The organism is Nocardia sp. NPDC059691 (assembly GCF_042733915.1).
In the GTDB taxonomy this organism is placed as follows: Bacteria; Actinomycetota; Actinomycetes; order Mycobacteriales; family Mycobacteriaceae; genus Nocardia; species Nocardia sichangensis.
On sequence record NZ_JBHWFB010000005.1, the window covers coordinates 169,452 to 189,430 of the forward strand.

The 19,979-nt window shown below is 69.4% G+C and carries 20 protein-coding genes and 1 pseudogene; 16 read left to right on the forward strand and 5 right to left on the reverse strand.

Annotated features, from left to right (window positions below; translation table 11 throughout):
* Nucleotides 1-5: 5 nt before the first annotated feature.
* The gene (locus ACFV2O_RS13360; protein WP_379252005.1) at nt 6-3,530 is read right to left on the reverse strand and encodes an AAA family ATPase; all 3,525 of its coding nucleotides are present in this window, start codon (nt 3,528-3,530) and stop codon (nt 6-8) included.
* A gap of 512 nt (nt 3,531-4,042) precedes the next feature.
* On the opposite strand from ACFV2O_RS13360, the gene infA reads away from it, so the two are divergent.
* The 8 genes from infA (at nt 4,043) to truA (ending at nt 8,918) form a co-directional block, all read left to right on the forward strand.
* Complete coding sequence (gene infA, locus ACFV2O_RS13365) at nt 4,043-4,264, forward strand: translation initiation factor IF-1 (protein ID WP_003418601.1); 222 nt, start codon at nt 4,043-4,045, stop codon at nt 4,262-4,264.
* A gap of 150 nt (nt 4,265-4,414) precedes the next feature.
* Nucleotides 4,415-4,528, forward strand: coding sequence for a 50S ribosomal protein L36 (gene rpmJ, locus ACFV2O_RS13370; RefSeq protein WP_011207363.1), 114 nt, complete (start codon nt 4,415-4,417; stop codon nt 4,526-4,528).
* 248 nt (nt 4,529-4,776) lie between these two features.
* The gene (gene rpsM / locus ACFV2O_RS13375; RefSeq protein ID WP_039795645.1) at nt 4,777-5,148 is read left to right on the forward strand and encodes a 30S ribosomal protein S13; all 372 of its coding nucleotides are present in this window, start codon (nt 4,777-4,779) and stop codon (nt 5,146-5,148) included.
* Nucleotides 5,149-5,157: 9 nt separating this feature from the next.
* Nucleotides 5,158-5,571 carry a 30S ribosomal protein S11 gene (gene rpsK, locus ACFV2O_RS13380; protein ID WP_039795647.1) on the forward strand — a complete coding sequence of 138 codons (414 nt, stop codon included), beginning with the start codon at nt 5,158-5,160 and terminating at the stop codon, nt 5,569-5,571.
* A 20-nt stretch (nt 5,572-5,591) separates the two neighbouring features.
* Complete coding sequence (gene rpsD, locus ACFV2O_RS13385) at nt 5,592-6,197, forward strand: 30S ribosomal protein S4 (protein ID WP_356964759.1); 606 nt, start codon at nt 5,592-5,594, stop codon at nt 6,195-6,197.
* 108 nt (nt 6,198-6,305) lie between these two features.
* Nucleotides 6,306-7,364 (forward strand): DNA-directed RNA polymerase subunit alpha, encoded by a 1,059-nt coding sequence (locus ACFV2O_RS13390; protein WP_039796155.1) that lies wholly within the window; start codon nt 6,306-6,308, stop codon nt 7,362-7,364.
* A gap of 50 nt (nt 7,365-7,414) precedes the next feature.
* Nucleotides 7,415-7,936 carry a 50S ribosomal protein L17 gene (rplQ, locus tag ACFV2O_RS13395; RefSeq protein WP_355076207.1) on the forward strand — a complete coding sequence of 174 codons (522 nt, stop codon included), beginning with the start codon at nt 7,415-7,417 and terminating at the stop codon, nt 7,934-7,936.
* A 106-nt stretch (nt 7,937-8,042) separates the two neighbouring features.
* Complete coding sequence (gene truA, locus ACFV2O_RS13400) at nt 8,043-8,918, forward strand: tRNA pseudouridine(38-40) synthase TruA (RefSeq protein WP_355076320.1); 876 nt, start codon at nt 8,043-8,045, stop codon at nt 8,916-8,918.
* Between the two features lie 142 nt (nt 8,919-9,060).
* Here truA and ACFV2O_RS13405 read toward each other — a convergent pair.
* A pseudogene (locus tag ACFV2O_RS13405) lies at nt 9,061-9,498 on the reverse strand (Hsp20/alpha crystallin family protein); the annotation flags it as partial.
* Nucleotides 9,499-9,671: 173 nt separating this feature from the next.
* Between ACFV2O_RS13405 and ACFV2O_RS13410 the strand changes: the two are divergent.
* The 5 genes from ACFV2O_RS13410 to ACFV2O_RS13430 all read left to right on the forward strand — a co-directional run bounded on the left by ACFV2O_RS13410 (nt 9,672) and on the right by ACFV2O_RS13430 (nt 15,166).
* Entirely contained in the window at nt 9,672-10,505 is an 834-nt protein-coding gene (locus ACFV2O_RS13410) for an LLM class F420-dependent oxidoreductase (protein ID WP_379252006.1), read from the forward strand.
* A gap of 160 nt (nt 10,506-10,665) precedes the next feature.
* Nucleotides 10,666-12,078: an MFS transporter gene (locus ACFV2O_RS13415; RefSeq protein ID WP_379252007.1), complete on the forward strand. Its 1,413-nt coding sequence runs from the start codon at nt 10,666-10,668 to the stop codon at nt 12,076-12,078.
* A 46-nt stretch (nt 12,079-12,124) separates the two neighbouring features.
* Nucleotides 12,125-12,784, forward strand: a complete 660-nt coding sequence (locus ACFV2O_RS13420) for a response regulator transcription factor (protein ID WP_195084845.1) — start codon at nt 12,125-12,127, stop codon at nt 12,782-12,784.
* 28 nt (nt 12,785-12,812) lie between these two features.
* A complete protein-coding gene (locus tag ACFV2O_RS13425) occupies nt 12,813-14,234 on the forward strand; it encodes a sensor histidine kinase (protein ID WP_379252008.1) in 1,422 nt (473 codons plus the stop codon).
* The gene (locus ACFV2O_RS13430) at nt 14,231-15,166 is read left to right on the forward strand and encodes a TAXI family TRAP transporter solute-binding subunit (protein ID WP_379252009.1); all 936 of its coding nucleotides are present in this window, start codon (nt 14,231-14,233) and stop codon (nt 15,164-15,166) included. Before ACFV2O_RS13425 ends, ACFV2O_RS13430 begins: the two co-directional genes overlap by 4 nt.
* Before the next feature lie 5 nt (nt 15,167-15,171).
* Here the strand turns inward: ACFV2O_RS13430 and ACFV2O_RS13435 are convergent, their stop codons facing one another.
* Nucleotides 15,172-15,495 (reverse strand): metal-sensitive transcriptional regulator, encoded by a 324-nt coding sequence (locus ACFV2O_RS13435; RefSeq protein ID WP_355076219.1) that lies wholly within the window; start codon nt 15,493-15,495, stop codon nt 15,172-15,174.
* Nucleotides 15,496-15,692: 197 nt separating this feature from the next.
* On the opposite strand from ACFV2O_RS13435, the gene ACFV2O_RS13440 reads away from it, so the two are divergent.
* Both ACFV2O_RS13440 and ACFV2O_RS13445 read left to right on the forward strand, forming a co-directional pair.
* A complete protein-coding gene (locus tag ACFV2O_RS13440) occupies nt 15,693-16,502 on the forward strand; it encodes an S-methyl-5'-thioadenosine phosphorylase (protein ID WP_379252010.1) in 810 nt (269 codons plus the stop codon).
* 5 nt (nt 16,503-16,507) lie between these two features.
* Nucleotides 16,508-17,497, forward strand: coding sequence for an NAD-dependent epimerase/dehydratase family protein (locus tag ACFV2O_RS13445; protein ID WP_379252011.1), 990 nt, complete (start codon nt 16,508-16,510; stop codon nt 17,495-17,497).
* A 1-nt stretch (nt 17,498) separates the two neighbouring features.
* Here the strand turns inward: ACFV2O_RS13445 and ACFV2O_RS13450 are convergent, their stop codons facing one another.
* Nucleotides 17,499-17,648 (reverse strand): hypothetical protein, encoded by a 150-nt coding sequence (locus tag ACFV2O_RS13450; protein ID WP_379252012.1) that lies wholly within the window; start codon nt 17,646-17,648, stop codon nt 17,499-17,501.
* A gap of 73 nt (nt 17,649-17,721) precedes the next feature.
* Here ACFV2O_RS13450 and ACFV2O_RS13455 point away from each other — a divergent pair, with 73 nt between their 5' ends.
* Complete coding sequence (locus ACFV2O_RS13455; protein ID WP_379252013.1) at nt 17,722-18,282, forward strand: NADPH-dependent FMN reductase; 561 nt, start codon at nt 17,722-17,724, stop codon at nt 18,280-18,282.
* A 15-nt stretch (nt 18,283-18,297) separates the two neighbouring features.
* Here ACFV2O_RS13455 and eccE read toward each other — a convergent pair whose 3' ends face one another.
* Complete coding sequence (gene eccE / locus ACFV2O_RS13460) at nt 18,298-19,941, reverse strand: type VII secretion protein EccE (RefSeq protein ID WP_379252014.1); 1,644 nt, start codon at nt 19,939-19,941, stop codon at nt 18,298-18,300.
* Between the last annotated feature and the right edge of the window lie 38 nt (nt 19,942-19,979).

Consider the following 19,979-nt stretch of genomic DNA (forward strand, 5'->3'; position numbering starts at 1 on the left):
GGGTGTCACGGGTGGTAACGACGATGATCGGTGGCGAAGTCGTCCGCGACGGTCGCGGCCAGCTCGACATAGGCCCGTTTGGTCTGCTTGTGCAAGCGGTGCAAATCGATTTCGGCACCCTCGGACATGTGCGCGTCGAACGGGATGATGTGCACGGCGCGGCACCGGGACAGGAAGTACTCCCGTAGCTGCTGGATACCGACGTTCGGCGATCCGGCCCGCGGGGAGTTGATCACCACCACCGCGTTGCGCACCAAATGGTCGTGGCCGTGCAGCGACAACCAGTCCAATGTGGCTGCGGCACTGCGGGCTCCGTCGATCGCGGGGGAGGAGATCAGTACCAGCGAGTGCGCCAGGTCGAGCACACCGGACATGGCCGAATGCATGAGCCCGGTACCGCAGTCGGTGAGGATGATGTTGTAGAACCGCTGCAGGATTCGGGCGACCGCGCGGTACTCCTCTTCGCTGAACGCCTCCGACGCGGCCGGATCACGTTCGCTGGCGAGCACTTCCAGGCGGCTCGTCGCCTGCGAGGTGTGCCTGCGCACATCCGAATAGCGCTGGATGGTCGAATCGAGGAGCAGGTCGCGCACGGTGGACCTGGTCTGCAGGGGCACCCGCTGCGAGAGCGTGCCGAAGTCAGGATTGGCGTCGACGGCGATCACCCGGTCGCCCCGGATCGAGGCGAAGGTGGAGCCGAGACCCATTGTGGTGGTGGTCTTTCCGACACCGCCCTTGAGCGACAGCACCGCGATCCGGTAGTCGCCGCGGACGGGCTGCCTGATCCGCGCGACCAGTTCCTGCAACCTGCGTTCCTCGGCGGACATACCGGGGTTGATCGCGCCGCCGGACACGTGGTGCACGGCCTTGCGCCACCCGGTTCCCGGAGCTTTCTTGGCCCGGCGCAGCGGCACGTCGTCGAGTGAAGGCTGCTGGAACGGGGCGCCCTGCTGCCGGGCGGGCGGCTGTGGGTAGCCGGGAGGCGTGCCCCACTGCGGGGCGGGGTGACCAGTGGCTTGGTGCGGCGGCACGGAATGCGGTGATGCCGGGCCGGATTCGGGCGCGGCAGCATTGCGCCACTGGTCGACGGGGACCTGCGGTGCGCTGCCCGCTGCCTGATCGCCCGCGGACTGCGTCGGGTGACCGGCGGGTACGCCGCTCGAGGCGTAGGGGTGCGGCTGTGGCGCGCCCGCGTCGTAAGCCGCGTCCGGACGGGGCTGAGGTGCAGGCTGCTGGTCGGAGTTCGGCGCCTGTCCGACCGGCGGCTGGGACGCCGAAGGTTCGTTCGGCTCCGCGGACAGCCGGTGGCGTCCGCCACCGGCGACAGGTCGCGCCGCCACCGGGCCGATGTCGGTCGCGCCAGCGCGGTTCGACGCCGGTGCGCTCGAGTCCCTTTGTGCGCGAGTCGCATCGACCGACTCCGCCGAGTCGGGCTGCACGGGGGCCTCCGGCGCGGTACCGGATGCACTGTTGTGCGGCGCGGGCGGGTCGGGCAGCGGTGGGAGTCGGCGCGGCGCGTCGGTCGCGGGCGCGGCGGCCTGCTCGGGCCGAGGAGCCGCGAGCCACGGCGGCGGACCATCGGGAATCACCGCCGTGGGAGCGGGTGCGGCGGTCTGCGGGGCTTGCGCCGGATGCTCGGTAATGGGCGGTGTCCGGTGGGCATCGCTCGACGGCGTGATGTCGCCGGTGCTCGGCGTGGAGCCATGCTCGGATCCCGCACCTGCCGACGTTGTCAGGGCCTGAGCCGCTGCCGCGCTCCGGTTCACCCCGGCAGTGGTGTTCGCGCTGTGCGGTTCGGCCGGGCTTGCGCCGGTGGATGACGTGCCGGTGTCGGCGCCGGTCGGCGTCGCTTCTCGGCTCTCGGCCTGCCGAACAGCGTCCGCTCTCCCGGAAACGGGATCCTCAGCGGAACGTGCCGCTGTCGGAGCGCCTGCGTGCTCGTCCGCTGACGGCCCGGATTGCTCGCCGTGCGGTGACTGCGCATTTTCGCTCAGCGGGTCGGGGGCCTGCCACGCGCTGGATACTGGCGTGGCGATCGGGGCCGACGGGTGTCCGCCCTGCCGCGACGCGTCCTCCGGGCCGGTTACGGCCGAGGTCCCGCCGCTGGTCGGGCCTGCCGACGGTGGAGCGGATGGCACGCCGGTCGGTGCCTGAGCGTTCTGCCGCGCCGTGTGGTCGGCCGTGCTTCGGTCGGGAGGCGACGTCGCCGGGTCGATGGGCTGCTGCGGTGCGGGTTGTGTGCTGGTCGGTGTCGAGGAGTGTCCGTCCTGCCACGCCGCCTGGTCCGGAGCGGACGGAGGCGCGGCGGGATATCCGGCTTGGGGCGGTTGCGCGGCCGGTTCGCGGCCGGTCGATGTCGAGGTAGGCCAGCTCTGGTTCGGACCGGCGGGTGGGGTCTCGCGAGGCTCGCCGCGCTGAGTCGCCTCGTTTCCGGTCGGGCTCGGGCCGATCGGAGGGATGGTCCGATTGGGCGGAGCCGAGTTCGGCCACAGGCTCGGAGCCACGGCCGACAGGGCGGCATCGAGGCGAGGGTTGCCGGTGGACGGCCATCCACCGTGCTGCGGCCCGAGCGGAGGTCGGCCGCCGACGGCCTGGCCCGGCGAGCTCTGGCCGTGCGATGGCGGGGCATGCTCGTCGTTCCCGGGCGGAGCGGGCCGCTCGTCGGCTGATTGCCGGGGCGGCGGCGGGAGCTCCGACCGGTGCGCCTGCTGTTCGTTCGGCGCGGGCGGGTTCGCGGACCTGCTCCCCAGCGGCTGGAAACCGGGTGAGGGCTGCGACGGATTGCGCGTGGGCAGGCTGTGCTGCGGAACGCCGGTGCGCTCCGGCGGCGCTTGCCACGAATTGTCCTGCGCCGGTGGAGTGCGGTCGTAGCCCGGCTGCTGCCAGGACTCCTGCGGCTGCTGGGACTCCTGTGGGTGGGGCCAAGACTCTTGCGGCTGTTGCCGGGACTCCTGTGGCTGTTGCCGAGACTCTTGCGACTGCTGCCACGACTCGTGCGGTTGCTGCCAGGCCTCGTATGGCTGTTGCCGAGACTCTTGCGGCTGCTGCCAGGCCTCGTATGCCTGTTGCCGGAGGGACTCTTGCGGAGGCTGTTGCCGGGACTCCTGTGGCTGCTGCAGAGAATCTTGCGGCTGCTGCCGAGAATCTTGCGGCTGTTGCCGGGACTCCTGTGGCTGTTTCCACGACTCTTGCGGCTGCTGCCACGACTCGTGCGGGGCACGAGCCGGTGCGGGCTCCTCCGGAACCGGCGCGGGCGCGCGACTCGCGTCGCCCTGCCGCTGCTCCTCCTCGGCATTCCCCTCGTGCTTGTCGCGGCGCCAGCCCTTACGGCGCTTCTCCGGCCGTGCGGCATCCGGGCGTTCCGCCTCGGGCGCGCGGTTGCGCAGACGGCCGCGCCTGCGGCTGGGGGAGTCCTCGATGAGGTCGTCGTGCGGAAGGTTCTGTACCGGCGCTTCGTAGCCGCTCTGGCTGACGTCGCTCTCCGACAGCCACGGCGGCAGCATGGGCAGGCCGTCATTGCTACGGCTCACGACTGCGCCTCGCCGATGTTCGGCGTGCCGATCTCTCGCTCGCTGCGCTCGGTCACGACTGCCCTCGCTGCCCGCTCGGCTCGGTCGTGGCCAGGGACGCTCTGCCGTTGACTCGCTCGCTACGATTACTCACGGCCTCGCCTCCCTGCCGCTCGCTTCGGCCGCGACCGAGAGCGCCCACGCCGGTGGCTCGCACGCTGCGCCGGCTCACGCGTCCCCCTCGATCCGTTCGACCCAAATACCTGGACAGCGGCCAGTTTACGCGACAACCCGGTCCCGTCGCGGCGCAGCGTCCGAGGCCCGCCACGAGTGGGAAGACGGCTGCGAAACCGCTGGCGACACGGGTATACAGGGAGGCATTTTTGCCCGATCCGGAACGGATCGGTAAGCTGGAGCGGCGGTGCACCTAGGCGCCGCCTGTTTGTGTGCGAGCGGTTCGCTCCGGCGATCGGTCCCATTCGAGCAGAACCAGCAAACAAACCAGGTTGAGCGTAACCGGGATCGCGGAGGACATGGCGAAGAAAGACGGGGCCATCGAGGTCGAGGGTCGAGTTGTCGAACCGCTGCCCAATGCGATGTTCCGGATCGAGCTCGAGAACGGACACAAGGTTCTCGCGCACATCAGCGGGAAGATGCGGCAGCACTACATTCGCATCCTCCCCGAGGACCGTGTGGTCGTCGAGCTCTCGCCCTACGACCTGTCGCGTGGCCGGATCGTATACCGCTACAAGTGATCGTGCCCGGCGCGATCGGCGTCGGTTGCGAGCCGGCAGTCCCGGCGTGAGCCGGGGCCGAGTCGAAAGACTCACACCAGAGCTTCCCCAGTCGCCGACTGGGGAAAAACTGTGTTCACACCCCTGTGAACCACAACAGATTGGACGGACGTGAAGGTTCAGCCGAGCGTCAAGAAGATCTGCGAGAAGTGCAAGGTGATCCGCCGTCACGGCCGGGTCATGGTGATCTGCGACAACCTGCGCCACAAGCAGCGCCAGGGCTGAGCGGAGGCGAGGGAGACCTCGCACCACCCGCCCGAGGCTTGCCGACGGCGAACGCTCGACGCGACACCAGCCAAGCACCGAACCGCAGTTCGGATTGGCAAGAAGAACTCCCAGCACCAGCCGCACGCTGCGGAAATCAGGGTTCGCCCTGGGCGTGCGCGCCTACCACCGGTTCGGAGGCCGGTGCCCCGCCAAGACGAGGGGACGGACAGGGAGCAGACCTCCGCAACGATTAAGGAAACTGCCAGATGGCACGTCTCATGGGCGTCGACCTCCCGCGCGAGAAGCGCATGGAGATCGCACTGACCTACATTTTCGGCATTGGCCGTACCCGCTCCAAGGAGATCCTCGAGGCCACCGGCGTCAGCCCGGACCTGCGCTCGAAGGATCTCAGCGACGACGATCTGACGAAGCTGCGTGACTACATCGAGGCTTCGGAGTTCAAGGTCGAGGGTGACCTGCGCCGCGAGGTGCAGGCCGATATTCGCCGCAAGATCGAGATCGGCTGCTACCAGGGCCTGCGCCACCGTCGTGGCCTGCCCGTGCGTGGCCAGCGCACCAAGACCAACGCGCGCACCCGCAAGGGCCCGAAGCGCACCGTCGCCGGCAAGAAGAAGTAGGGATAACCGATGCCTCCGAAGAGTCGGGCCGCGGGCCCGAAGAAGACCCAGAAGTCGCGTCGCAGGGACAAGAAGAACGTCCCGCACGGCAACGCGCACATCAAGAGCACGTTCAACAACACGATCGTGTCGATCACCGACCCGAACGGCAACGTCATCTCCTGGGCGTCGTCGGGTCACGTCGGCTTCAAGGGCTCGCGCAAGTCGACCCCGTTCGCCGCGCAGCTCGCCGCCGAGAACGCCGCCCGCAAGGCGCAGGAACACGGTGTCAAGAAGGTCGACGTGTTCGTGAAGGGCCCCGGTTCGGGCCGCGAGACCGCGATCCGCTCGCTGCAGGCCGCCGGCCTCGAGGTGGGCACGATCTCCGATGTCACCCCGCAGCCGCACAACGGCTGCCGTCCGCCCAAGCGGCGTCGCGTCTAGCGGGAAAGGAATAACGAACAATGGCTCGTTACACAGGCCCTATCACCCGCAAGTCGCGTCGTCTGCGCGTCGACCTCGTCGGCGGCGACCAGGCGTTCGAGCGTCGCCCCTACCCGCCCGGCCAGCACGGCCGCGCGCGGATCAAGGAGAGCGAGTACCTGCTCCAGCTGCAGGAGAAGCAGAAGGCCCGCTTCTCCTACGGCGTCATGGAGAAGCAGTTCCGCCGGTACTACGAAGAGGCCAACCGCCTCAAGGGCAAGACCGGTGACAACCTGCTGCGTCTGCTCGAGACCCGCCTGGACAACGTCGTGTACCGCGCCGGCCTGGCCCGTACCCGCCGCCAGGCTCGCCAGCTGGTCTCGCACGGCCACTTCCTGGTGAACAACAAGAAGGTCGACGTTCCCAGCTTCCAGGTCACCCAGTACGACATCATCGATGTCAAGGAGAAGTCGCTGGGCACCCTGCCGTTCCAGGTGGCGCGTGAGACCCTCGGCGACCGTCCGGTTCCGGGCTGGCTGCAGGTGCTCCCCGGCCGGCTGCGGATCCTGGTCCACCAGTTGCCCGAGCGCGCCCAGATCGATGTGCCGCTGCAGGAACAGCTGATCGTCGAGTACTACTCGAAGTAACACTTGGCACTACGTGCCGCTGGTGCGTGGCCGCCCCGATGGGCGGCCAGGCACAACCCCTGAGACGAGGCGTCAAATAGCGGGCGCCCAAAAAGGAGGATGATCCACATGCTGATTTCACAGCGTCCGACGCTGACCGAAGAGGTCGTCGCCGAGAACCGCTCGAAGTTCACCATCGAACCGCTCGAGCCGGGCTTCGGTTACACCCTCGGCAACTCGCTGCGGCGTACCCTGCTGTCCTCGATTCCGGGGGCGGCGGTCACGAGCATCCGCATCGACGGCGTCCTGCACGAGTTCACCACCGTTCCGGGCGTGAAGGAGGATGTCACCGACATCATCCTGAACCTCAAGGGCCTGGTCGTGTCCTCCGAGGAGGACGAGCCGGTCACGATGTACGTGCGCAAGCAGGGTCCGGGCACCGTAACCGCCGGTGACATCGTCCCGCCCAGCGGCGTGGTGGTGCACAACCCGGACATGCACATCGCGACCCTGAACGACAAGGGCAAGCTGGAGATCGAGCTCGTCGTCGAGCGCGGTCGCGGCTACGTCCCCGCCGTGCAGAACAAGGCGTCCGGCGCGGAAATCGGCCGGATTCCGGTGGATTCGATCTACTCGCCGGTGCTGAAGGTGACCTACAAGGTCGAGGCGACCCGCGTCGAGCAGCGCACCGACTTCGACCGGCTGATCCTGGACGTGGAGACCAAGAACTCCATCAGCGCGCGGGACGCGCTCGCCTCGGCGGGCAAGACCCTGGTCGAGCTCTTCGGCCTGGCCCGTGAGCTGAACGTCGAAGCAGAGGGCATCGAGATCGGCCCCTCGCCGGCCGAGGCGGATCACATCGCCTCGTTCGGCCTGCCGATCGAGGATCTGGACCTCACCGTCCGGTCCTACAACTGCCTCAAGCGCGAGGGTGTGCACACCGTGGGCGAGCTGGTCGCCCGCACCGAGTCGGATCTGCTGGACATTCGCAACTTCGGTCAGAAGTCCATCGACGAGGTCAAGGTCAAGCTGCACGCGCTCGGCCTCTCGCTGAAGGACAGCCCCGCGTCGTTCGATCCGTCCAGCGTGGTCGGCTACGACGCGAGCACCGGCACGTGGAGCGACAGCGGCACGTTCAGCGACACCGACGGCGGCGAGCAGGACTACGCCGAGACCGAACAGCTCTAGGCCGCCGGGGTAGGCGCCCCGGCCCGGCCTCATACAAGGAGAACACCACAATGCCCAAGCCCAAGAAGGGTGCCCGCTTCGGCGGGTCGGCGTCGCACCAGAAGGCGATCTTCGCCAATCTGGCCACGGCGCTCTTCGAGCACGGCCGGATCACCACCACCGAGGCCAAGGCCAAGGCCGTGCGTCCCTACGCGGAGAAGCTGATCACCAAGGCGAAGGGCGGCACCCTGGCCGACCGTCGCGAGGTGCTGAAGGTGATCCGCAACAAGGATGTCGTGCACGAGCTCTTCGCGGAGATCGGCCCGTCGTTCGAGGGGCGCGAGGGTGGCTACACCCGCATCACCAAGACGCTGCCGCGCAAGGGTGACAACGCGCCGATGGCGATCATCGAGCTGGTTCGCGAGAAGACCGTGACCAACGAGGCCGATCGCGCCCGTCGCGTGGCCGCCTCGAAGAAGGCGGAGGAGGCTCCGGCCGCCGAGGTCGTCGAGGAGGAGGCCGACGAGGCCGTCGCCGAGACCGCCGAGGCTCCGGCTGCCGACGAGGCCGCCGAGGACAAGAAGGACGCCTGACGCTTCGCGTCGGAGTTCGCGCACGAGCCCGCCACCCGCACTGGGTCGGCGGGCTCGTTCGTTTCGACCAGAGGATCATGTGACCGTGGAGGAATCGGTGGGATCGTTGTCGGGTCGACCGGGCGAGGACGCACCGGGCGTGCCCGGTATCGACGTGCCACGTACCCGGGTCCGGTTGGACATCGCCTACGACGGCACGGATTTCGTCGGCTGGGCGCGTCAGCCTGGTCTGCGCACCGTGCAGGGGGTGCTGGAGGACGCGCTGAGCAAGGTGTTCCGCGAGCCGATCCAGCTGACCGTGGCGGGCCGTACGGACGCGGGCGTGCACGCCGAGGGACAGGTCACGCATTTCGACACCGCCGGTGAACTGGACGCGGCGAAACTGGTGCACCGGATGGCGCGCTTCCTGCCGAAGGACGTGCGGATCAGGCACGCGCGCCCGGCCGCACCGGAGTTCGACGCCCGGTTCTCCGCCATCCGCCGCCATTACGCCTACCGGCTGACCACCGCGCCGTACGGTGCGGAGCCGCTCCAGGCCCGCAGCGTGGTCGCCTGCCGATCCGACGTCGATGTCGACGCGATGCGGGCGGCTTCGCGAAAGTTGCTCGGACTGCACAACTTCGCCGCCTTCTGCCGCCGCAGGGAGGGTGCGACGACGGTACGGGAGCTGCAGCGGTTCGACTGGGTGCGCGATGGTGACCTGCTGATCGCCTACGTCAGCGCGGACGCGTTCTGCTGGTCGATGGTCCGCAGTCTGGTCGGTGCGGTCCTCGCCGTCGGCGAAGGGCGGCGGACGCCGGAATGGGTGGCCGATCTGTTGCGGGAGACCGAGCGCTCCAGTTCGGTCACCGTCGCTCCCGCACATGGTTTGAGCTTGATAGGCGTGGACTACCCGGCCGACGAGGAACTCGCGGCCCGCAACGCGCAGACGCGGGAGATGCGGTCGGTCCCGGTACCTGGCGGAGGCTGCTGCGGCGAGTGAGAATGTCCGCGCACTACCCGCACCCGTGCTCGGGTGCGGGTAGCGGACGCGGTCACTTCGATGACCGCGGGTATTGCTGCTGCGACTGTGCCGACTGCTGAGCCTGCTCCTGCTGGGTCGGCGACATCGGTGTGGACCGGCCGGATTGCGCTTCGATGGTCCTCGGCTCGTGGGACGCCCCGGAAATCTGGATGCGGCGCGGCTTCGCGCGCTCCGCGATGGGGATCGTCACCGACAGCACGCCGTTGTTGTAGGTCGCGCTGATGTTCTCGACGTCGACGTTCTCGCCGAGGGACATCTGGCGCATGAAGGTGCCCGCGAAACGTTCCGAGGCGATCCACTGGACGCCTTCTTCGCTCGGCACGGTGCGTTGCGCCCGCAAGGTGAGCGTGCCGTTGTCGACGCTGACGTCGATCGAGCCGGGGTCGACGCCGGGCAGATCCGCGTTCAGAACGTAGTGATCTCCCGCTTTGAACAGATCCATCGGCATGAATCGCGGTGCGCGACCGGTTCCGGCGGTCTCACCGAGCAGTTGGCGGGCAACGGTGTCGATGTCATGGAATGGATCGAATCGAAGCACAGCAATCACCTCCATCTCCTAGTGGTGGCGCCGGCCAGGCGCCGGGCGCCGATAGCTGTGCAATAGCCACAGTAGCCCTCTGTAATCGGGACGGCATCGACCCGACGGGGCCGTCCTGGCAGTGCACGGGCCCGGCCGGAATAGCGCCCTCCGGGCGTGTGTTGGGTCGGGACATGGCATTCGACAGTCTCGGACGGTTCGGAGTGTGGCGGGCGTACAACGGGTTCAGCCCGGAAGACGCGCGAGAATTGGAGCGGCTCGGATACGGCGCGCTCTGGCTGGGGGCTTCGCCTCCGGCGGATCTGGCGACGGTCGAACCGCTGCTGGAGGCGACCGAAACGATCACCGTCGCCACCAGCATCGTGAACATCTGGGCGGCGCCCGCGAAGGAGGTGGCCGACTCGTTCCACCGGATCGAGGCCCGCTTCCCGGGCCGGTTCCTGCTCGGCATCGGTGCGGGACACCCGGAGCACACCGGTGAGTACCGCAAGCCGTACGACGCGCTTGTCGAGTATCTCGACGACCTCGACGCCGCGGGAGTATCCGCCGAACGTCGCGCGGTGGCCGCACTGGGCCCGCGCGTGCTGAAGCTGGCCGCCGAGCGGTCGCTGGGCGCGCTGCCCTATTTCGTGCCCGCGGCGCACACCGCGAAGGCCCGCGAGATCGTCGGCCCGGACGCGCTGCTGGCGACCGAGCACAAGGTGGTGCTGACCGACGACGCAGGCACGGCGCACGCGGTCGCCGATGAGACCGTCAAGTTCTATGTCGGCCTGACCAACTACGCGTCGAACCTGCGCCGATTCGGTTTCACCGACGCCGACCTCACCGTGCCGCCGAGCGAGGCGCTGTTCGACGCCGTCATCGCGCACGGCACGCCCGAGCGGATCGCCGCCCAGCTGTCCGAACACGCCGACGCGGGTGCCGACCACGTCGCGGTGCAGATCCTCGGCGACAACTACCTCCCGGCGCTGCGCACCCTCGCTCCGCTGCTCACCGGGCGATCCTGACCGCCCGTCTCCGGCCCCCGGCGCTGCGCCGGGGGCCGGTTTTGTTTCCGGCGATCGTCCTAAGGGACTGTTAGGAAGCTTCGAGAGCCATTTTGCGCGCGTGTGACTGTCGACACACTGATCTGCGACGACGTGATGAGGCGTCGGAGAAGGAGATGTTGTGACTACGACACAGCCCGTCGGCGAGCGCCGGGTGGTCGCGAATGTTCTGCGCGGATCCATCGGCAATCTCGTCGAGTGGTACGACTGGTATGTCTACGCCGCGTTCAGCGTGTACTTCGCGAAGACGTTCTTCCCGAAGGACGATCCGACCGCCCAACTGTTGTCCACCGCCGCCGTGTTCGCGGTCGGCTTCCTGATGCGCCCGATCGGCGGGTGGGCACTGGGCCGGTACGCCGACCGGTTCGGCAGGCGCTCGGCCCTGACCCTGTCGGTGACCGTGATGGCCGCCGGTTCGCTGATGATCGCGGCGACGCCGGGTTACCAGACCATCGGCCTGGCCGCTCCGGCTCTGTTGCTGGTCGCCCGGCTGCTGCAGGGGTTGTCGGTCGGCGGTGAATACGCCACCAGTGCGACGTATCTGTCCGAGGTGGCCTCGGCGGGCAGGCGCGGGTTCTACTCGAGCTTCCAATACGTGACTTTGGTGGCAGGCCAGCTCGTCGCGCTCGGGGTGCAGATCGTGCTGCAACAGTTCCTCGACGCCGGCCAGATGAACGCGTGGGGCTGGCGGATCCCGTTCGTGATCGGCGCCGCCGGTGCGCTGATCGTGATGTGGTTGCGGCGCGGCATGGACGAGTCCGAGCAGTTCCGCGCCGAATCCGGACAGCGGCCGAAGAAGACCTCGACCGACGCGGCGACGGCCGCCGAGGTGCGGGAATCGCGCGGCTCCCTGCGGATCCTGTTGCAGTACCCCCGCGAATGCCTGCTGGTCGTCGGGTTGACGCTGGGCGGAACGGTCGCGTTCTACACGTACACGACCTACATGCAGAAGTTCATGATCAACACCTCCGGCATCTCCAAGTCGACCGTGGCGTGGATCAACTTCATCGCGCTGCTGGTCTTCGTGGTGCTGCAACCGCTGGCGGGGGCGCTGTCGGACCGGATCGGCCGACGCAAGCTGCTCATCTTCTTCGGCGTGGCGGGCACCTTGCTGACCGTGCCGATCATGACGGTGCTCGCGCGCACCACCAATCCGGTCGCCGCGTGGGGCCTGATGATGGCGGCGCTGGTGATCATCACGGGATACACCTCGATCAACGCGATCGTGAAGGCCGAGCTGTTCCCGACGAAGATCCGCGCGCTGGGCGTAGGGCTGCCCTATGCCTTGACCGTCGCGATCTTCGGCGGCACCGCCGAGACGATCGCGCTCGCGCTGAAGAAGGGCGGCCACGAGTCGCTGTACTTCTGGTATGTCGCAGGCTGCATCGCCGTCTCACTGATCACCTACTACTTCATGCGGGAGACCTCGGCCTCGTCGACGATCGACGCGGCCGAGCCCACCGCGAGCGCCGACACCGGGTCCGGCGCCGCGGGGGCCGAGCCGGGTCGGCCGATGGTCACCGTGCGTGACTGACCGACCGGCACACGCGCCGGTCCGCCCACTGTGGGAGGATCGGCGCGTGCGGCTTGCGGTGGTCGAGGACGACGACGGCGTGGGAGACGCGCTGGTCGAGGCGCTCAACGCCCGTGGCTACCGCGCCGAACGCAAGCGCCGCGGCGCGGATCTGCTGATCGCACACCGCGACTACGACGCGGTGATTCTGGATCTCGGACTGCCCGACGGCGACGGTCTGCAGGTGTTGCGGCGACTGCGCGAGGTGAGTTCGGTTCCGGTGCTGATCCTGACCGCGCGCAGTGACGAACGCTCGATCGTGCGAGGCTTGCGCGGTGGCGCCGACGACTATCTGGTGAAGCCGCCGCGCATCGCGGAACTCGTCGCGCGGCTGGAGACGGTCACCAGGCGGGCGGCCGCGGCGGCGCGACAGGCGCAGTCGGTGATCGTCACCGGTGACGTGCGGGTCGATCTCGGCGCCCGCGTTGTCGAGGTGGCCGGGGAGCCCGTGTCGCTGACCCAGAAGGAATTCGAGCTGGTCGAGGCGCTGGTGGAACGGCCGGGGGCCGCGGTGAGCCGTCAGCAGTTGATGGACCGCATCTGGGGTGACGCCTTCGTCGCGGTCTCGCGTTCGCTGGACGTGCACATGACGGGCCTGCGAGCGAAACTCAACCGGCCCGGCCTGATCACCACCATCCGCGGGTACGGGTATCGGTGGGGGCAGTGAGCGCGGACCGGCGGGCCGGAGGTGTGCCATGCGGCGTCGCTTGCTGGTCGCGCTGACGCTGTTCGCGGCCATCGCGGTGCTGGCGTTCGCGGTGCCGCTGTCGCTGACCATCGCCACCAGCCGCACCCAGCAGCTGGTGCTCGCGCGCTCGGGGGACGCCGACCGCTTCGCCACCCTCGCCGACGACGCGGTCACCGCGGGGGACAGCCGTGCGCTGGCCGACGAGGTGCTGCGCTATCACGAGCTGTACGGCGAGAACGTGCTCGTGGTCGACGCCAGGGGTGCGCCGACGGTGAACGCGGGCGCGGACATGGACGATCCCGGCATCGTCGCGGCGGTGGCGGCCGCGCGCCGCAATCAGCGTCCGCACGCGGTGGACAAGCTGACGCCGTGGGGCGCGCCGAGCATGCTGGTCGCGCGGCCGGTCGGCACCGGCGTGCAGGTGAACGGGGCCGTGGTGATCGAGGCGTCGACGGCCCGTGCTCGCGGTGACATCGCGCGGGACTGGGCGGTGATCGTGCTCGGCGGCGTGGTCGCGATGGCGCTGTTCGTGCTGCTGGCGGTGACGATCGGCCGCTGGGTGCTGCGGCCGCTCGCGGCGCTGTCGCACGGTGTGGCCGAGTTGACCGCGACGCTGCCCAAGCCGCGCGCCGACACCGTCGCGCCGGTATCGATCGCGGGCCGCTACGGCGGGCCGCCGGAGATGCGGGCGCTGGCCGAGTCGTTCGACGCGATGGCGCTGGCCGTGGCCGATTCGGCGGACGCGCAGCGCCAGCTGGTCGCCGACACCGCACACGCGATGCGCAATCCACTGGCCGCTCTGACCATTCGCCTCGATTCCCTGGAACCAGCGATCCCGGCGAGCGCGGCGAGCATCTTCCACAACGCGGGCGCCGAGGTGGAGCGGCTCACCGCGTTGCTCGACGGCCTGCTCAGCTTGGCCGTCGCCGAGACCCCGGCGGCCTTCGACGTCGCCCGCACGGCCGAGGGCGACGACCAGTGCGACGCCGTGCAAGTGATCGCCGACCGATTCGACGCCTGGTGCTCGGCATTCGAGGCGGCCGGACAGCAGTTGCGCGTGGCGGCCGTGGCCGGGCACGCCGACGTCGCGGTCCCGGCCGACGTGCTCGCGCAGATGCTCGACGTACCGCTGAGCAACGCGACACGCTATGCGGGCGCGGGCGCGCACATCGATCTGGTCGTCGCGACCGAGCCGGGCTGGGTCACGGTGACCGTCCGCGACGACGGCAGCGGTGTTCCTCCCGCTGAGCTCGACAAGCTGACCACCCGTTTCTTCCGCGGTTCGGCCGCGCGGGCCGGTGGCTCCGGGCTGGGCCTGCCGATCGCCGCCGCATTGGCGCAGGCGCGCGGCGGCGTGCTCACCGTGGCCGCGGTGCGTCCGCATGGTTTGGCGGTCTCGGTGCGCCTACCCGAGGGGGAGGCCCGATGACCGGCCGGGAGCCGATCGTCCGGCGCGGCGTCGGTCGGCGCGGCTTCCTCGCGCTGGCCGTCGCGGCGGGGCTCGCGGCTTGTGGGCCGGGCGGCCGGGGCGCCACCGCGCGGCTGGCGTCCGGCGAGGTCGGCGGCTTCTATCACGCCTTCGCGGGGTTGCTCGGCCTGGCCGCCGAGGACGTCGGGGAGGTGCGAATCGAGCGGGTCACCACCTCGGGTTCGCAGGACAATCTGGCGTTGCTGGCGCGCGGTGAGGTCGATGCCGCGCTCGCGCTCGCGGATTCGGTGCGCGACAGCGCCGATCAGGTGTTCGCGCTGGGCCGGGTCTACGAGAACTACCTGCAGTTGGTCGTACGCGCGGACAGCCCGATCGGTTCGGTCGCGGGTCTGCGCGGAACGCGGGTGAGTCTGGGCGCGGAGGGATCGGGCGCGGCCTTGACCGGCGAACGGATATTGCGCGTCGCGGGGCTCGACCCGAGCGCCGACGTCGCGATCGCCCATCGCCCCTTGGCGCAAGCGGTGGCCGCCCTGACCGCTGGCGACGTGGACGCGCTGTTGTGGGCGGGCGGCGTGCCGACGGCACGGCTCGCGGTGCCGAGCCGGATGCGGCTCGTGGACATGGGCGACCTGGCCGCGCCGATGCGGGACCGGTTCGGGCCGGTGTACGACCGGGTCGCGATCCCCGCGGACGCCTATCCGGGCGGCGTCTCGGTGCACACCATCGGCGTGGCGAATCTCTTGCTGGCCGCGGGCAGCATGCCTGAGGAGGTGGCCGCGGCCATCGTCGAACTACTGGTGTGGCACGCCGACGCGCTGGTGCCCACCGAGGCGGCGGGCACCCAATTCCTCGACGGCCGGTCGCTGATCAGCACCGGCCCGATTCCGCTGCACCCGGGAGCTGCCGCGGTCTATCGCCGCTGGCACGGATAGTTCCGTCAGGACCTGACCAAGCGGGCGATGGCGTCGGTCGCTTCCTTGATCTTGGCCTCGGCCTCCGGGCCACCCGCGACGGCCGCGTCCACGACGCAGTGGCTGATGTGATCCTCCAGCAGGCCCATCGCGACCGCTTGCAGGGCTTTGGTCATGGCGGACACCTGAGTGAGGATGTCGATGCAGTACTTCTCCTCCTCGACCATCCGCTGCAGACCGCGCGCTTGACCCTCGATGCGCCGCAGCCGCTTGAGGTAGTCGTCCTTGGCGGTGATGTAGCCGTGCGCGGCGTGGTCGGCCGCCGTGTGGTCGTGGGGGGAAGCTGCCACCGATGTCTCCTCGCTGCCTGCCGGTCGCCGGAACCGGATCAATACCCCCCTAGGGTACAGTTCCTGGGGCGTCTTGTCAGGTCGGGCCGCATGGTGCGGCAGACCCCGCTCGGTCGGAACGGTCCGTGTTCCGCCGGAAAGCAGGGTAACGCGGATCCCGGCGCGCGACGGCCACCCAGGGACGAGACAATTGAGGTATGAGTTCGCACCCCCGGCCCGCGCTCGCCGTCATCGGCGGCAGCGGCTTCTACGATTTCTTCGACAACGAGGCGACCATCGTCGAGGTCGACACCCCCTATGGTGCACCGAGCGCGGGCATCGCCGTCGGAGAGGTGGAGGGGCGGCCGGTGGCGTTCCTGCCACGCCACGGCAAGAACCACGAATTCGCGCCGCACACCTTGCCCTACCGGGCCAATTTGTGGGCCCTGCGTTCGCTGGGCGTGCGCCGTATCTTCGCGCCTTGTGCCGTCGGCAGCCTGCGGGCGGACTGGGGCCCCGGCACGGTCGCGGTGCCCGATCAGCTGGTCGACCGGACCTCCGGTCGTCCGCAGACCTACTTCGACGGCGGCGGCATCCACGTGTCCTTCGCCGACCCGTACTGCGAGGAACTGCGGGCCGCGGCCATCAAGGCCGAGTCCGACGAACTGCACATGATGCACGCGGCCACGATGGTCGTGGTCGAGGGACCGCGCTTCTCCACCCGCGCCGAGAGCCGGTGGTTCGCCGCCCAGGGCTGGGAGCTGGTGAACATGACCGGCCACCCGGAGGCGGTGCTCGCCCGCGAACTCGAGATGTGCTACGCCGCCGTCGCCCTCGTCACCGATCTGGACGCCGGTCTGGAGGAGGGCGAGGGAGTGCGCGCCGTCGACGTCTTCGCCGAGTTCAAGCGTAACCTCGTGCCCTTCAAGGAGCTCGTCCGTCGCGCGGTTGCCGCGGTGGACGGCACCGACACCTGCGACCGGTGCCGTGTCCACGCGGACGTGTCGCTGCCATTCGAATTGCCCTGAGTCCGATGCGGGTGCTGGTCACCGGAGCGGCCGGGTTCCTCGGCGGGCACCTGCGCCGTGCGCTGCTCGCCGCGGGACACCAGGTGACCGGGGTGGACCTGCTACGCGACCACGGGCCGGACGCACGAGCACCGGAAGGGATCGAGCGGGTGGACGTGCGCGACGCCGAAGGGCTCGCACCGCTCTTGGACGGAGTGGACGTGGTCTGCCACTTCGCGGGTGTCACCGCGGGCGCGCGGGCCGCCGACTTCGCCTCGCACAACGATGTCGGGACCGCCGTGCTGCTCGGTGCCATGGAGCGGGCGCGAGTCGGCCGCTTGGTGCTCGCCTCGTCCGTCGCGGTCTACGGCGAAGGCCGCTATCGCGGCGTGCGGAGCGGCCCGTTCTTCCCCAACCTGCGTCGCAGGGCCGACCTCGACCGAGGCATGTTCGATCACCGCGCTCCGCACACCGGCGAGATCTTGACGTGGGAGCCGGTCGGCGAGGACGCGCCGCTGCGTCCGCGCGGTTCCTATGCGGCGAGCAAAGTCGCGCAAGAGAATTACGCGCTCGCCTGGGGATTGGCGACCGGTGGTGCGGTGACCGCCCTGCGAATGCACAACGTGTACGGCGCGGGAGCGCGGGCCGGGCTGGTGGGGTGGTTGCACGCCGAGCTGGCACAGGGCCGCGCGCCGCAGGTGTTCGAAGACGGCGGACAGATCCGGGATTTCGTGCACGTGCGCGACGCGGTCGCGGCCACCGTCGCGGCGGTCGAGCGTGCGCTGCCCGGTTTCGTCGCGCTGAACATCGCCTCGGGGCAGCCGATCACGGTGTGGGAAGTGGCCTCGATCATGTCGCGCGCCCGCAGTGGCCCCGCGCCGGTGGTAACCGGCCGATACCGCATCGGCGACGTCCGGCATCTCGCCGCGGACCCGGATAAGGCGAGACGGGTATTGGATTTCACCGCCTCGGTGGCGCCGGCGCAGGGTCTGGCCGAGTTCGCGGTCACCGACTGAATCAGGCACCCGGATCGCCGGATGCGGCTCGGTGCGGCGCGAATGCTTCCGCGTGGGCGGTCGCCCATTGCTCGAAGGTGCGCGGAGACCAGCCGGTCACCTGCTCGACGGTCGGATAGAGCGTCGCATCGTCCAGCCTGGTATCCGGCACTCGTCAACGGCGGGAGATGCTCTGGAGCGCGCCGGTACGCGGCGGCCGGCGGGGCCCGAGTTAGGCTCGCGCGGTGGATACCCCGTTGCGGCTCGAGGTCATCGTGGCCAGTGTGCGTCCGGAGCGGTTCGCGCCGGTGGTCGCGGACTGGTTTCTACGTACCGTGCGCGCTCGTCCCGAATTCGACGTCGGCGTGATCGATCTCGCGCATACGCCGTTGCCGGTCGAACTCACCGACAACGAGGAGACCGCGGCCTATCGCACGCGATTGCGGGACGCGGACGCGTTCGTCGTCGTCACTTCGGAGTACAACCACGGTTATCCGGCGTCACTGAAGACGGCGTTCGACACCGCGAAGCACGAGTGGCGCGCGAAGCCCATCGCTTTCGTCTCCTACGGCGGCCTTTCCGGTGGCTTGCGTGCGGTGGAGCAGTTGCGGCAAGTGGTCGCCGAGATCCATATGGTGTCGGTTCGCGAGACGGTCAGTTTCCACCAGGCCAAGAAGCGGTTCGACGAGACAGGCGACACCCGCGACGGGGCCGCCATCGACGCCGCGGAACGAATGTTGCGTCAATTGGCCTGGTGGGCACGTACTTTGCGAGCAGCGCGTACGACCGATCCGTACCCCGGTTAGCGCTATCGCGCTCGCTTACTGCGGTTGCATTGCGCGTCGGCCGCGCGGCTGACCGATGTAGGTCGCCTCGCTCGGGATGGACACCAGCGTCAGGTCGACCTGTGCCGTGCCGGTGCGCAGCACCACGTGGTTGCCGATCGCGCCGGGCTGGTGGATGGCGAGGTCGGGGCGGGCGGCGGGCCAGCCCATCGGATCGCCCGTGACGTAGATGGTGGTGACGCCCGCGTGCGGGGCAGGCGCGAGCACCCCGTCCACCACCGTGGCGGTGAATCCCGCGTCGGACTGGTGGGTTTCGATCGCGATGGTCAGGCGCTCCGGATTGCCGATGGTGGTGACCAGGTTCTCCCAGGCCCGTGCTCGGTCGGTGCGGATGAGGATCCGTTCGCCGACCGCGAGCGCCCGGAAAACCAGCTGTTGCGCCAGGTACAGCTCGCCGGCGACATACACCGTGGAGATGCCCGCGCCGACGATGCGAGCCGCCACGCCGTTGCCTTCGTCATCGGAACCGATCAGCTGGCCGCAGCCGGAGGAGGGCAGGTGCAGATCGTCGACGATGTCGATCAGGTGCTCGATCATCGGAATGGTGTCGTCCACGCCGGGAACCGCGAGCGGCAGGTGGGCCAGCAGCCCGTCGCGGTGGCGTCCGTTCATCGAGATCATGCCCGGCAGCTCGGAGCGTTCGGGCAGTTCCCGTGCGGTCAGCCGCCAGGCGGCGCCGATGCTCACCGAGTCGGCGGAACTGCCGGGGCGCAGCCGAACCGCCACCGTCGTGCCGCGTGATGGGGCCACCCAGAGCTGGGCGAGCAGGTCCGATTCGAGTCGCTTGGGATCCAAGGCGCTGCCGATGTTCACGCTGTTGCCGATTTCCGCGTAGCGCCAGCCGTGTTCGAGCGTGCGCGGATCGTAGCCGCCGGTGATCTGCAGGACCGCCTTGCGGATCTCGGGCGCGGTGAGGATGCGCGCGTTGCAGTCGGCATCCTCGAGCGTGCGCATGATGCGCTGGGTGGCGATGGTGACCGCACGCGACGCGCCTTCGGCTCCGCCGCCGCGCCGGTCGGTGGCCTCCGGGCAGGCCACCGCGTCGAAACCGATCGCCAGCCACACCGTGCGGTGCGCGGTGGCGGGCAGCGGGCCCAGCAGCGATTCGTAGATCTTGCCCGCGGGCGTGCCGGAACGGCTGCGATGCCCGTGGCTGATGATGTCGATGCCGCTGAGCAGGATGTCGTGCTGGTTCAAGCATTTCGCCAGCTCCGCCAGCGGAAGCAGGTGCGAGGCGTGCACCGTGGTGCGGGCGATCCTGGTCAGCCCGCCGGGGGGAGGCAGTACCTCCACCACCGTCACCACGCGGCTGCCGTCCCAGTACAGGCCGAGCGAGCGACCATCGGTGCCGCGGAAATCGACGGTGTCGCCGAGTTCGTAGTCCCGGTGCGTGAGATAGCGCCACCAGGTCGCGCTCCAGTCCAGCACAGTGCGTCCGGCGACCGGAATCAGCGGAATAAGCGCGACGACCACCGCCACGCCGAGCGTGGGAAGCCCCGGCAAACCGGCGAACAGTGCGACGACCGCGGCGATCAGCCCGATGATCTGGGCGATCAGCAGGTTCCGCATCGAGACGCGCCCGAAAAGCGGTCGTGGTCCCGCACCGGCCGGTTCCGCCATCGTCGTCCCCCAAGTACCCGATATCGGCCGGTTCGCCG

Excerpts from the sequence above, each read along its gene's own strand:
- rplQ (WP_355076207.1), top strand. The coding sequence starts at position 7,415 with ATGCCCAAGCCCAAGAAGGGTGCCCGCTTCGGCGGGTCGGCGTCGCAC.
- ACFV2O_RS13425 (WP_379252008.1), top strand. The coding sequence starts at position 12,813 with ATGCGGCGTCGCTTGCTGGTCGCGCTGACGCTGTTCGCGGCCATCGCG.
- ACFV2O_RS13430 (WP_379252009.1), top strand. The coding sequence starts at position 14,231 with ATGACCGGCCGGGAGCCGATCGTCCGGCGCGGCGTCGGTCGGCGCGGC.
- rpsK (WP_039795647.1), top strand. The coding sequence starts at position 5,158 with ATGCCTCCGAAGAGTCGGGCCGCGGGCCCGAAGAAGACCCAGAAGTCG.
- ACFV2O_RS13410 (WP_379252006.1), top strand. The coding sequence starts at position 9,672 with ATGGCATTCGACAGTCTCGGACGGTTCGGAGTGTGGCGGGCGTACAAC.
- rpsM (WP_039795645.1), top strand. The coding sequence starts at position 4,777 with ATGGCACGTCTCATGGGCGTCGACCTCCCGCGCGAGAAGCGCATGGAG.
- infA (WP_003418601.1), top strand. The coding sequence starts at position 4,043 with ATGGCGAAGAAAGACGGGGCCATCGAGGTCGAGGGTCGAGTTGTCGAA.
- ACFV2O_RS13440 (WP_379252010.1), top strand. The coding sequence starts at position 15,693 with ATGAGTTCGCACCCCCGGCCCGCGCTCGCCGTCATCGGCGGCAGCGGC.
- ACFV2O_RS13390 (WP_039796155.1), top strand. The coding sequence starts at position 6,306 with ATGCTGATTTCACAGCGTCCGACGCTGACCGAAGAGGTCGTCGCCGAG.
- ACFV2O_RS13445 (WP_379252011.1), top strand. The coding sequence starts at position 16,508 with ATGCGGGTGCTGGTCACCGGAGCGGCCGGGTTCCTCGGCGGGCACCTG.
- rpsD (WP_356964759.1), top strand. The coding sequence starts at position 5,592 with ATGGCTCGTTACACAGGCCCTATCACCCGCAAGTCGCGTCGTCTGCGC.
- eccE (WP_379252014.1), bottom strand. The coding sequence starts at position 19,941 with ATGGCGGAACCGGCCGGTGCGGGACCACGACCGCTTTTCGGGCGCGTC.